Raw genomic sequence first — 12,562 nt, 5'->3', positions numbered from 1 at the left:
TTTGCCTTTATCGTCGGGAAACAAAATTTCAAAATTGAGAACTGAATCGAGACCACAAAGAGGGGCTAAATATTCTTCCGTTCAATGGTATGCTCACCACACTTTCGCCAAAGACGTCATCATTGCGATTGTGGCGGCCTGTATTTTTATCGTGGAGAACTCATGCAACGCTTTAAACATATTGTCATAACGTTGCTTCTCGCTGTTCTGTCCTTTAGTGCTGGCGCGCATCCGCATAGCTTTATTCATCTGAAAACCGAGATAGTCAGCGAAAATAACCAGTTTGTGGCGTTGAAAATGCGCTGGACAATGGACGAAATCACCTCGGCCGACCTGCTATATGACGCGGGCAATGCCAAACCGGGAGATGAAGTGTGGAAAAAACTGGCGGCAGAAGTGATGGCGAATGTACTCGGACAACACTACTTCACCGAAGTGTGGCATGCCGGGCAAAAGGTAAAATTTAAAAATCGCCCGACAGAATATGGCATGGAGCGTAAGGAACACCAGGCGGTGCTGACGTTTGTTTTGCCGCTGGCCGAACCGCAGCCGCTGGGTGGACAGGCCTATGTCATATCCACGTTTGATCCAACCTATTACGTGGATATGAGCTACGACAAAGACAGCGATGCCACCCTGGCGCCGGCCATAAGCAAGCAATGCCGGATTAGCGTGCACACGCCAACGCCTGATGAAGAAACGCTGAGTTTTGCGCAGTCGCTGGATAAAGAAGATGCGCCGCCGGAGGATATGGATTTGGGTAAACAGTTTGCACAGAAGGTAACGGTGGAATGTCAGTAATCTGGCAACAACGTATATCCGGCCGCCGCTGGCTGACACTGTGGCCGCTGGTCGTGTTTTTGCTGCTGGCGACAGGCGGTGGGCTGTGGTTATGGCATGCCTGGCCGCAGGTCATGGTGAAAAGTATTCTCTGGCAGCGTGAGGTCAATCAGCAAATGAGTGGCTTGCTTAAAGCCGTCGCCGCCAGCCCCACCCAGGCAGGTGGTTCGTTGCTGTTGTTTAGTTTTGTTTATGGAGTATTGCACGCGCTGGGGCCGGGGCATGGAAAAATCGTCATCACCACCTGGCTGGCGACGCACCCTTCTAAGCTTAAATCGAGTATCGGACTGACGCTCGCCTCTTCCTTATTACAGGGGCTGGTAGCGATTGGGCTGGTGGTTGCGGTGCTGACAGTTCTGCAATTGCCGGCTCGACAGCTACACATGAGCAGTTTCTGGCTGGAAAAGGGGAGTTATGCGCTGGTGGGCATACTGGGCGTTTTGCTGTGCTGGCGGGCGCTGAAAAAATTAAGCAAGCTGTTGCGTCGCCCCAAATTTACCTCCTTCACGGCCCATCATGTACATCACGACGGTTGTGGTTGTGGGCATCAGCATTTACCTGACCCTGAACAGATACAGAGCGGTGATGACTGGCGCGCCCGGATGATGATTATTCTCTCAATGGGTATGCGCCCGTGTTCCGGGGCGATTATGGTGTTGCTGTTCAGTAAAGTGGTTGGTGTATTTAGCTGGGGAATGGCATCGGCGCTGGCAATGGCGGCGGGAACATCCCTTACCATTTCTTCTCTGGCATTACTGGTACACTTTTTCCGTACGCTGGCGGTGAGGCTCAGTAGAAATAAGGCACCGGTGTTATGGCGTCAGGTCGGCTGGAGCACGCTGGCATTAGCCGGGGGGGCGGTGTTGATTGTTGCTGCCGTGGTGATGTGGGTAAGTGCAGTACCGGTTGGCAGGGGATTAAGACCGTTTTGAAAAGTGCCGGATAGTTTTCAGGCCCGGCAGGCGGTAACGCCACCGGGCACTGCTGAGATTAACGCTTCAGCGCATCACTCAGTTCGTCACGCATGTTCGCCAGCATAGCTTTAACGACGCGCGGATTGCCTGCAACGATGTTGCCGGTTGACATGTAGTTATGACCACCGGTGAAGTCGCACACCAGTGCGCCTGCTTCACGAGCAATCAGTTCACCTGCGGCAAAATCCCACGGCTTAAGGCCGATTTCGAAGTAACCGTCAACACGAGCGGCGGCAACATAGGCCAGATCCAGCGCAGCAGAGCCGGTGCGACGGAAGTCAGCGCACTCGGTAAACATTTTGCCAAGGATCTTCATGTAAGAGGCGGCGTGTTGCTTCGCTTTAAACGGGAAACCAGTAGCGATGATAGTGCCGTCCAGATCGCGAGCGGTGCTACCACGCAGACGGTAACCATTCAGCTGTGCGCCCTGACCGCGAGTTGCGGTGAAGAGTTCGTTACGCATTGGATCGTAAACAACAGCGACTTCAGTACGGCCTTTGATGCGTACTGCGATGGATACCGCGAAGTGCGGCAGACGTTTTACGAAGTTGGTAGTGCCATCCAGTGGATCGATAACCCATTGAACATCCAGATCTTCACCAACATGTTCACCGCTTTCTTCGGTGATGATGGTGTGCTGTGGGTAAGATTTGCGGATCGTTTCGATAATAATCGCTTCTGCGGCTTTATCGACGTTAGTCACGAAATCATTGCTGCCTTTCTGGCTGGTTTCTACAGAGTCAGGCGTTTCGTAGTGTTTGGCAATTACATTACCCGCCTTGCGCGCTGCGCGCACGGCGATGGTCAGCATCGGATGCATCGGTCTCTCTCACTGGATGTTAAAGAACGGGAAAACGGCGCAGAGTATAGCAGCGAGTTCGGAATATGTCTTCGTTTTATGATAATATGGCCGAATAATCTTAAGCTGAAGAAATACAATGCTGCAAAATATTCGAATTGTGCTGGTGGAGACTTCTCACACTGGCAATATGGGTTCTGTCGCCCGTGCCATGAAAACCATGGGTTTAACCAATCTGTGGCTGGTAAATCCACTGGTAAAACCGGACTCCCAGGCCATCGCCCTGGCGGCTGGTGCCAGTGATGTGATTGGCAATGCGCAAATCGTTGACACGCTTGATGAAGCGCTGGCCGGTTGCAGTCTGGTTGTCGGTACCAGTGCGCGTTCGCGTACATTACCGTGGCCGATGCTTGACCCACGCGAATGCGGATTGAAAAGCGTCGCTGAAGCGGCGAATACTCCTGTGGCGCTGGTCTTTGGTCGTGAGCGCGTTGGGTTGACCAACGACGAACTGCAGAAATGCCATTATCACGTCGCCATTGCGGCTAACCCGGAATACAGTTCGCTTAATCTGGCGATGGCAGTACAGGTCATTTCTTATGAAGTGCGTATGGCCTGGCTGGCAACGCAGGAAAGCGGTAAGGCTGCGGACTATGAAGAAACTCAGTATCCGTTGGTGGATGATTTAGAACGTTTTTACGGTCATCTGGAACAGACGCTGTTGTCGACGGGCTTTATTCGTGAGAACCATCCGGGGCAGGTAATGAATAAACTGCGCCGTCTGTTTACCCGTGCGCGCCCGGAGAGCCAGGAGCTGAATATTCTGCGTGGAATGCTTGCATCTATTGAGCAGCAGAATAAAGGAAAATAGACCGCTTTAATGCTGGATGGCACTGCGCTTATCCGGCGCTAAGAATAGCGCACTGAAAGTTAAATACTTGACTAAATTAGTCAAGTAAATAGTTGACTGATTTAGTCGGGAATGTCAGACTTGCCCCTGCTATGCAATACCCCCATTTTACAATAAAAAACCCCGGGCAGGGGCGAGTTTGAGGCTAAGTAAGACATGAGACTGACATCAAAAGGGCGTTATGCCGTGACCGCAATGTTGGACGTTGCGCTCAACTCCGAAACGGGCCCGGTACCGTTGGCTGATATTTCTGAACGTCAGGGAATTTCCCTGTCATATCTGGAGCAGCTGTTCTCCCGTTTGCGTAAAAACGGTCTGGTTTCCAGCGTACGTGGACCAGGCGGCGGGTATCTGCTGGGTAAAGATGCAGGTAGCATCGCAGTAGGTGAAGTAATCAGCGCTGTTGACGAGTCGGTTGACGCCACTCGTTGCCAGGGCAAAGGTGGTTGTCAGGGTGGTGATAAGTGCCTGACACATGCGCTGTGGCGTGATTTGAGTGACCGTCTGACCGGTTTCCTCAACAACATAACCTTAGGTGAACTGGTGAATAACCAGGAAGTACTGGATGTGTCTGGTCGCCAGCACACGCATGACGCTCCACGCACTAACCGTGCACAAGACGCGATCGACGTTAAGTTACGCGCTTAATAATAGTATTTCAGAATCAGGCCGGGGTGTTGCACACCCCGTTAACTCGGTCGTACATCCAGCCGGTTGCCTGATTCCTTGCATTGAAGCGATGTACGGAGTTTATAGAGCAATGAAATTACCGATCTATCTCGATTACTCCGCAACCACGCCGGTGGACCCGCGTGTTGCCGAGAAAATGATGCAGTTTTTGACCCTGGACGGAACCTTTGGTAACCCGGCCTCTCGTTCACACCGTTTCGGCTGGCAAGCAGAAGAAGCGGTAGATATCGCCCGTAATCAGATTGCTGATCTGGTCGGTGCCGATCCGCGTGAAATCGTCTTTACCTCTGGTGCGACTGAATCCGACAACCTGGCGATTAAAGGTGCTGCCAACTTTTATCAGAAAAAAGGCAAGCACATCATCACCAGCAAAACGGAACACAAAGCCGTGCTGGACACCTGTCGTCAACTGGAGCGTGAAGGGTTTGAAGTGACTTACCTCGCCCCACAGCGCAACGGCATCATCGATCTGAAAGAGCTTGAAGCGGCGATGCGTGATGACACCATTCTGGTTTCTATCATGCACGTGAACAACGAAATCGGTGTGGTACAGGATATCGCGACTATCGGCGAAATGTGCCGTGCGCGCGGTATCATCTACCACGTTGACGCAACCCAGAGCGTGGGCAAACTGCCTATCGATCTGAGCCAGTTGAAAGTGGATCTGATGTCTTTCTCCGGCCACAAAATCTATGGTCCGAAAGGTATTGGTGCGCTGTACGTTCGTCGTAAACCGCGTATCCGTATCGAAGCACAGATGCACGGTGGTGGTCACGAGCGCGGCATGCGTTCCGGTACTCTGCCTGTTCATCAGATCGTCGGTATGGGCGAAGCTTACCGTATCGCGAAAGAAGAGATGGAAACCGAGATGGCGCGTCTGCGCGGTCTGCGTAACCGTCTGTGGAACGGCGTTAAAGATATGGAAGAGGTGTACCTCAACGGTGATCTCGAGCATGGCGCTCCGAACATTCTCAACGTCAGCTTCAACTTTGTTGAAGGTGAGTCGTTGATTATGGCGCTGAAAGATCTGGCTGTATCCTCCGGTTCTGCTTGTACTTCTGCAAGTCTGGAACCATCCTACGTGCTGCGCGCGCTGGGTATGACTGACGAGCTGGCACACAGCTCAATCCGTTTCTCTTTAGGTCGTTTTACTACCGAAGAAGAGATTGACTACACCATCAATCTGGTTCGCAACTCCATCGGCCGTCTGCGTGACCTTTCTCCGCTGTGGGAAATGTTCAAACAGGGCGTGGACCTGAACAGCATTGAATGGTCACATCACTAATCGGTAGATAAGGAGAATTCATCATGGCTTACAGCGAAAAAGTAATCGATCATTACGAGAATCCACGTAACGTGGGCTCTTTTGACAATAGCGACGAGAACGTGGGCAGCGGCATGGTGGGTGCACCAGCTTGTGGCGACGTGATGAAGTTGCAGATCAAAGTCAACAATGAGGGTATCATTGAAGACGCGCGTTTCAAGACTTATGGCTGCGGTTCCGCGATTGCCTCCAGTTCTCTGGTCACCGAATGGGTGAAAGGGAAATCACTGGACGAAGCACAGGCGATTAAAAATACCGATATCGCTGACGAGCTTGAACTGCCACCAGTGAAAATTCACTGTTCTATTCTGGCTGAAGACGCGATCAAAGCCGCGATTGCGGATTACAAAAGCAAACGTGAAGCAAAATAATTAAGAGTTGAGGTTTTATTATGTCGATTACCTTAAGCGACAGTGCAGCAGCGCGTGTAAATACCTTCCTGGCAAACCGCGGTAAAGGGTTTGGTCTGCGTCTGGGCGTGAGAACCTCCGGCTGCTCAGGTATGGCCTATGTACTGGAATTTGTTGACGAGCCGGCGGCTGAAGATACCGTGTTTGAAGACAAAGGCGTTAAAGTTGTGGTCGACGGCAAGAGCCTGCAATTCCTCGACGGTACGCAGTTAGACTTCGTCAAAGAAGGTCTGAACGAAGGGTTTAAGTTCACCAACCCGAACGTGAAAGACGAATGTGGGTGCGGCGAAAGCTTCCACGTGTAACGCGCTTACCGATAACCCCACCGTGGTCGCCTGCGTGTGGGGTTTGTTTTACCTGACTCTCTGGTTTTGCCACATCGAACAACAGAGAATCGATGCCCTGAGAATGTTATGGACTACTTCACCCTCTTTGGCTTACCGGCCCGTTATCAGCTCGATACTCAGGCGCTGAGCCTACGTTTTCAGGATCTACAACGTCAGTATCATCCTGATAAATTCGCCAGCGGTTCCCAGGCGGAACAACTCGCTGCTGTTTCGCAGTCCGCCACTATCAACCAGGCCTGGCAAACGCTGCGCCATCCCTTGATGCGCGCCGAATATTTACTGTCTTTACACGGCTTTGATATCCAAAGCGAGCAGCATACGGTGCGTGATACCGCGTTCCTGATGGAGCAGCTCGAACTGCGCGAAGAGCTGGATGAAATTGAACAGGCAAAAGACAGTGAACGTCTGGATGCATTGATGAAACGCATCAATGACATGTACACCGTTCGTCATCAACTGATGGTGGAACAGCTGGATAGCGAGGCGTGGGACGTGGCGGCAGATACCGTGCGTAAACTGCGTTTTCTCGATAAACTGCGAAGCAGTGCAGAACAACTCGAAGAAAAACTGCTCGATTTTTAATTTCGGAAGCGAAAATGGCCTTATTACAAATTAGTGAGCCTGGTCTGAGCGCTGCGCCACACCAGCGTCGTCTGGCGGCAGGCATCGACTTAGGCACCACCAACTCTCTGGTCGCGACCGTACGCAGCGGCCAGGCCGAAACGCTGGCTGACCACGAAGGTCGCCACCTGTTGCCGTCAGTGGTTCACTATCAGCAGCAGGGGTATTCGGTTGGTTACGATGCTCGTGCCAACGCTGCGCTTGATACGGCAAACACTGTTAGCTCGGTAAAACGCATGATGGGCCGCTCGCTGGCGGATATCCAGGCGCGCTACCCGCATCTACCTTATTCGTTCCAGGCGAGCGAAAACGGCTTGCCGATGATCGAAACCGCTGCCGGTTTGCTCAATCCGGTACGCGTCTCAGCCGACATACTGAAAGCGCTGGCCGCGCGGGCGACCGAAGCGCTGTCCGGCGAACTGGATGGCGTGGTGATCACTGTTCCGGCTTACTTTGATGATGCTCAGCGTCAGGGGACGAAAGACGCCGCGCGCCTGGCTGGCTTGCACGTGCTGCGCCTGTTGAACGAACCGACAGCTGCGGCAATCGCCTATGGCCTGGATTCCGGTCAGGAAGGTGTGATTGCCGTTTATGACCTCGGTGGCGGTACTTTTGATATTTCTATTCTGCGTCTGAGCCGTGGCGTGTTCGAAGTACTGGCGACCGGTGGTGATTCCGCGCTCGGCGGCGACGACTTCGACCACCTGCTGGCTGATTACATTCGCGAGCAGGCGGGCGTTGCCGATCGCAGCGATAATCGCGTGCAGCGTGAACTGCTGGATGCCGCCATTGCCGCTAAAATTGCGCTCAGCGACGCCGGGTCCGTGACGGTCAACGTGGCGGGCTGGCAGGGTGAAATCACCCGCGAAACCTTTAATGAACTGATTTCCGCACTGGTTAAGCGCACGCTGCTAGCCTGCCGTCGCGCACTGAAAGATGCCGGCGTTGAGGCGCAGGACGTGCTGGAAGTTGTGATGGTCGGTGGTTCAACGCGCGTACCGCTGGTGCGTGAGCGCGTGGGTGAATTCTTTGGCCGTACGCCGCTGACTTCTATTGATCCGGATAAAGTGGTCGCCATCGGCGCGGCAATCCAGGCTGATATTCTGGTCGGGAATAAACCAGACAGCGAAATGCTGTTGCTGGACGTTATCCCACTGTCCCTGGGGCTTGAAACCATGGGCGGTCTGGTGGAAAAAGTGATCCCGCGTAACACCACTATTCCGGTGGCGCGCGCACAGGATTTCACCACCTTTAAAGACGGTCAAACCGCGATGTCCATCCACGTGATGCAGGGCGAGCGTGAGCTGGTGCAGGACTGCCGTTCACTGGCGCGTTTTGCGCTGCGTGGTATTCCGGCGCTGCCAGCAGGCGGCGCGCATATCCGCGTCACCTTCCAGGTCGATGCGGACGGACTGCTAAGCGTGACCGCCATGGAGAAATCCACTGGTGTGGAATCCTCCATCCAGGTCAAACCATCCTACGGATTGACCGACGGTGAAATCGCCTCAATGATTCAGGATTCGATGAGTTTTGCCGAGCAGGATGTCAAAGCCCGCATGTTGGCAGAACAAAAAGTCGAAGCGGCACGTGTGCTGGAAAGTTTATCCGGTGCGCTCGCTGCTGATGCCGCGTTGTTAAGCGCCGCAGAACGTCAGGCTATCGACGCCGCCGCCGCGCATTTGAGCGAGGTTGCACAGGGCGACGATGTTGACGCTATCGAACAAGCCATTAAAAACGTAGACAAACAAACCCAGGAATTTGCCGCTCGCCGTATGGATAAATCCGTCCGTAGCGCGCTGAAAGGCCATTCCGTGGACGAGGTTTAATATGCCAAAGATTGTTATTTTGCCTCATCAGGATCTCTGTCCCGATGGCGCAGTTCTGGAAGCTGAGACCGGCGAAACTATTCTCGACGTTGCCCTGCGTAACGGCATTGAGATTGAACACGCCTGTGAAAAATCCTGTGCCTGCACTACCTGTCACTGCATCGTACGTGAAGGTTTTGACTCTTTACCGGAAAGTACGGAAGAAGAAGACGACATGCTGGATAAAGCCTGGGGGCTGGAGCCGGAGAGCCGTTTAAGCTGTCAGGCGCGCGTCACCGGGGATGATTTAGTGGTCGAAATCCCACGTTACACAATCAATCATGCGCGTGAGCATTAACAGAGGGTAGTATGGGACTGAAGTGGACCGATAGCCGCGAAATCGGTGAGGCGCTGTATGATGCGTTCCCCGATCTCGATCCTAAGACCGTTCGTTTCACCGATCTTCATCAGTGGATCTGCGATCTTGAGGAATTTGATGACGACCCTGGCGCATCCAATGAAAAAATTCTGGAGGCGATTCTGCTAGTCTGGTTAGATGAAGCAGAGTAAGTCACATAACGGGCTGCCATATGGCGGCCCGTTTGCTAATAAGGATAAATAAAATGACAGAAGCCATGAAAATTACGCTTTCCACGCAACAGGCCGATGCTCGCTGGGGTGAAAAGGCGACATACAGTATTAATAATGACGGCATTACCCTGCACCTTAATGGAAAAGATGATCTGGGGCTTATTCAGCGTGCCGCGCGTAAAATTGATGGTCTGGGTATCAAACATGCCCAACTTGACGGCGAAGGCTGGGATATCGAGCGTAGCTGGGCATTCTGGCAAGGCTACAAAGGGCCTAAAGGCAGCCGCAAAGTTGAATGGGCAACCCTGGATGAGGCGCAGCGCAAAGAGCTGGACAGCCGCCTGAAAATCATTGACTGGGTACGAGACACCATCAATGCCCCGGCAGAAGAGCTTGGCCCGGAACAACTGGCGCAGCGTGCTGTTGACCTGCTGTGCAGTGTGGCGTGTGATAATGTTTCTTATCGCATCACCAAAGGTGAAGATCTGCGCGAACAGAATTATATGGGACTACATACGGTTGGCCGGGGTTCTGAACGTCCGCCGGTACTGCTGGCGCTGGACTACAACCCGACAGGCGATAAAGAAGCGCCTGTCTATGCCTGCCTGGTCGGCAAAGGGATTACCTTTGACTCCGGTGGTTACAGCATCAAACAAAGCGCGTTTATGGACTCCATGAAGTCTGACATGGGCGGTGCGGCAACGGTGACCGGCGCGCTGGCGTTTGCAATCACCCGTGGTCTGAACAAACGTGTGAAGCTGTACCTGTGCTGTGCGGATAACCTGATTAGCGGTAACGCGTTCAAGCTGGGCGATATCATTCGCTATCGCAACGGCAAAAATGTTGAAGTGATGAACACTGACGCTGAAGGGCGTCTGGTACTGGCGGATGGTTTAATTGACGCCAGTGCGCAGAAGCCGGAGCTGATTATTGATGCCGCTACCCTGACAGGTGCAGCGAAAACGGCGTTAGGTAATGATTATCACGCGCTATTCAGCTTTGATGACAAGTTAGCGGCTCGCCTGCTGGCAAGCGCTGCTGAGGAAAACGAACCGTTCTGGCGTCTGCCGCTGGCGGAATTCCACCGGAGTCAGTTGCCGTCTAATTTTGCGGAACTGAATAATACCGGTAGTGCTGCCTATCCAGCAGGTGCGAGTACCGCTGCGGGGTTCCTGTCACACTTCGTGGAAAACTATCAGCAAGGCTGGCTGCATATCGACTGCTCTGCAACCTATCGCAAAGCGCCCGTTGAGCAGTGGTCCGCGGGTGCGACCGGTCTGGGTGTACGCACGATTGCTAACCTGTTAACCGCGTAACTTATGACTGTATTGCCGGATGGCGTTTCGCGCATCCGGCTTGCACGTATTCATCCAATTTGTGGTTCTTATGTCTGAAACAAAAAACGAATTAGAAACGTTGCTGGAAAAAGCCGCGACAGAGCCTGCGCATCGTCCGGCATTTTTTCGCACTTTGCTGGAGTCTACCGTCTGGGTACCGGGTACAGCCGCAGAAGGTGAGGCGGTGGTTGAAGACAGTGCGCTGGATTTGCAGCACTGGGAAAAAGAAGACGGCACTACTGTAATCCCGTTTTTCACCTCCCTTGAAGCGCTGCAACAGGCCGTTGAAGATGAGCAGGCGTTTGTCGTCATGCCGGTGCGTACACTGTTTGAAATGACGCTGGGCGAGACGCTGTTTCTCAATGCCAAGCTGCCGACGGGCAAAGAATTTATGCCGCGCGAGATCAGCTTGTTGATGGGAGAGGAAGGCAATCCACTGAGTACCCAGGAAGTACTGGAAGGCGGTGAATCGCTGATCCTCTCTGAAGTCGCGGAGCCTCCTGCGCAGATGATTGACTCGCTGACTACGTTGTTTAAGACCATTAAGCCGGTTAAACGCGCGTTTCTTTGCTCAATTAAAGAAAGTGCAGATGCCCAGCCTAACCTGCTGATTGGCATTGAAGCCGATGGTGATATTGAAGAGATTATTCATGCAACAGGTAGCGTAGCAACTGACACGTTACCGGGGGATGAACCTGTTGATATCTGCCAGGTGAAGAAAGGTGAGAAAGGGGTAAGCCACTTTATTACTGAGCACATCGCACCGTTCTATGAGCGCCGCTGGGGCGGTTTCCTGCGCGATTTTAAACAGAATCGAATTATCTAAAAGATGTTGCCGGATAAGCGAAGTGTTATCCGGCATTTCAAACGTTATGCCGGTTCTACTGGTAAATCGTTGCGCGCTCCCCATTCACTCCACGCGCCGTCATACAACGCCACGTTGGGGACGCCAAGAGTAGCAAGCGCCAGCACCACGACGGCAGCCGTAACGCCGGAACCACAACTGGCAATGATTGGTCTGTCGAAACTGACGCCGTGGCTAAAGAAAATGGCATCCAGCTCGTCGGTTGTTTTTAATTCCCCGTCACGAACCAGTTCTGTCCACGGTACGTTCAGTGCACCGGGAACATGGCCGCGCTTCAGGCCAGGACGCGGTTCGTCAATCTGTGCATTAAAACGTGCAGCCGGACGGGCATCCACGATCTGTGCCGTTTTTTCATGGCTGGCCAACAGGACATCGGTCACCTTAACTACAGCTTCTGGTGTAAACGCCACGTCAAACTCACCCTCTGGTAAATCAACGATTCCTTCCTGCAGCGGTAGCTCATCACGCTGCCAGCCCGCCAGACCGCCCGCCAGAATAGAGACATTTTCTACGCCAAATGTCCTCAGCATCCACCATGCGCGCGGGGCAGAGAACAGATTGCCTTCGTCGTAGATCACCAAATGTTTATCCTGATGAATACCAGACTCGCGCATGGCGACGGCGAAAGCTTCCGGGCGCGGCATCATATGCGGTAACGGTGATGTATGGTCGGAGAGTGCTTCGATATCAAAAAAGATCGCGCCGGGAATATGGCCAGAACGATACTCTTCGCCAACATCGCGATCTTCCTGTCCTGGCGGTGCCATACGGGCATCAAGAATTTGTATTTCCGGATCGTCAATATGTTCGATAAGCCAGTCGGCAGCGACAAAGAAGGCGGTGGTCATAGGCATCTCCATTTTTACCAGGTTTCGGCAAATTGTCGGATGTTTACCTGAAAGGGACAAGTAAAAGAGGCTGATTTGTCAGGCGGATCCACATTAATCACGAAAATTTAGACTACGCGGACGAGTTACTGGCTTCCACAACCTGAAATCTCACGCATAATAGTTGTTCTACGTAGCTAACAGGCCACTACGGCCAGGGAT

Annotated in this window: 15 protein-coding genes; 13 read left to right on the top strand and 2 right to left on the bottom strand. The window is 52.9% G+C overall.

Translation table 11 applies throughout. The annotated features are described in order from the left end of the window. Positions 1-162 precede the first annotated feature (162 nt). Positions 163-801 (top strand): DUF1007 family protein, encoded by a 639-nt coding sequence (locus tag LG384_RS17100; RefSeq protein ID WP_045446182.1) that lies wholly within the window; start codon positions 163-165, stop codon positions 799-801. After that, complete coding sequence (locus tag LG384_RS17095) at positions 792-1,772, top strand: nickel/cobalt transporter (protein WP_045446179.1); 981 nt, start codon at positions 792-794, stop codon at positions 1,770-1,772. The genes LG384_RS17100 and LG384_RS17095 overlap by 10 nt, the downstream gene beginning before the upstream one ends. Before the next feature lie 58 nt (positions 1,773-1,830). Here LG384_RS17095 and suhB read toward each other — a convergent pair whose 3' ends face one another. Next, a complete protein-coding gene (gene suhB, locus LG384_RS17090) occupies positions 1,831-2,634 on the bottom strand; it encodes an inositol-1-monophosphatase (protein WP_045446176.1) in 804 nt (267 codons plus the stop codon). A 118-nt stretch (positions 2,635-2,752) separates the two neighbouring features. On the opposite strand from suhB, the gene trmJ reads away from it, so the two are divergent. From trmJ to sseB, 11 genes are all read left to right on the top strand, one after another. Next, positions 2,753-3,484, top strand: coding sequence for a tRNA (cytosine(32)/uridine(32)-2'-O)-methyltransferase TrmJ (trmJ, locus tag LG384_RS17085; protein WP_048220818.1), 732 nt, complete (start codon positions 2,753-2,755; stop codon positions 3,482-3,484). Between the two features lie 195 nt (positions 3,485-3,679). Beyond that, entirely contained in the window at positions 3,680-4,171 is a 492-nt protein-coding gene (iscR, locus tag LG384_RS17080) for a Fe-S cluster assembly transcriptional regulator IscR (RefSeq protein WP_003037674.1), read from the top strand. Between the two features lie 112 nt (positions 4,172-4,283). Then, positions 4,284-5,498: a cysteine desulfurase gene (gene iscS / locus LG384_RS17075; RefSeq protein ID WP_045446170.1), complete on the top strand. Its 1,215-nt coding sequence runs from the start codon at positions 4,284-4,286 to the stop codon at positions 5,496-5,498. 23 nt (positions 5,499-5,521) lie between these two features. Beyond that, positions 5,522-5,908, top strand: coding sequence for a Fe-S cluster assembly scaffold IscU (gene iscU / locus LG384_RS17070; protein ID WP_002913991.1), 387 nt, complete (start codon positions 5,522-5,524; stop codon positions 5,906-5,908). Between the two features lie 20 nt (positions 5,909-5,928). Further along, positions 5,929-6,252 (top strand): iron-sulfur cluster assembly protein IscA, encoded by a 324-nt coding sequence (gene iscA / locus LG384_RS17065; RefSeq protein WP_003037681.1) that lies wholly within the window; start codon positions 5,929-5,931, stop codon positions 6,250-6,252. Between the two features lie 108 nt (positions 6,253-6,360). Beyond that, complete coding sequence (hscB, locus tag LG384_RS17060; protein ID WP_045446165.1) at positions 6,361-6,876, top strand: co-chaperone HscB; 516 nt, start codon at positions 6,361-6,363, stop codon at positions 6,874-6,876. Positions 6,877-6,890: 14 nt separating this feature from the next. Continuing rightward, the gene (gene hscA / locus LG384_RS17055) at positions 6,891-8,741 is read left to right on the top strand and encodes a Fe-S protein assembly chaperone HscA (protein ID WP_048220821.1); all 1,851 of its coding nucleotides are present in this window, start codon (positions 6,891-6,893) and stop codon (positions 8,739-8,741) included. A gap of 1 nt (position 8,742) precedes the next feature. Beyond that, complete coding sequence (gene fdx / locus LG384_RS17050) at positions 8,743-9,078, top strand: ISC system 2Fe-2S type ferredoxin (RefSeq protein ID WP_042317595.1); 336 nt, start codon at positions 8,743-8,745, stop codon at positions 9,076-9,078. Positions 9,079-9,089: 11 nt separating this feature from the next. Beyond that, a complete protein-coding gene (iscX, locus tag LG384_RS17045) occupies positions 9,090-9,290 on the top strand; it encodes a Fe-S cluster assembly protein IscX (RefSeq protein WP_045446157.1) in 201 nt (66 codons plus the stop codon). Positions 9,291-9,343: 53 nt separating this feature from the next. Continuing rightward, positions 9,344-10,627, top strand: coding sequence for an aminopeptidase PepB (pepB, locus tag LG384_RS17040; protein ID WP_225761266.1), 1,284 nt, complete (start codon positions 9,344-9,346; stop codon positions 10,625-10,627). A 70-nt stretch (positions 10,628-10,697) separates the two neighbouring features. After that, positions 10,698-11,474, top strand: coding sequence for an enhanced serine sensitivity protein SseB (gene sseB / locus LG384_RS17035; protein ID WP_225761265.1), 777 nt, complete (start codon positions 10,698-10,700; stop codon positions 11,472-11,474). Between the two features lie 44 nt (positions 11,475-11,518). Here sseB and sseA read toward each other — a convergent pair whose 3' ends face one another. Further along, positions 11,519-12,361 (bottom strand): 3-mercaptopyruvate sulfurtransferase, encoded by an 843-nt coding sequence (sseA, locus tag LG384_RS17030; protein WP_045446151.1) that lies wholly within the window; start codon positions 12,359-12,361, stop codon positions 11,519-11,521. Positions 12,362-12,562: the final 201 nt, after the last annotated feature.

This window comes from Citrobacter sp. Marseille-Q3906, assembly GCF_916618775.1.
Classification (GTDB): Bacteria; Pseudomonadota; Gammaproteobacteria; order Enterobacterales; family Enterobacteriaceae; genus Citrobacter; species Citrobacter murliniae.
Note: the sequence above shows the minus strand (reverse complement) of the source record. Positions and strands in the feature narration are given on the sequence as shown.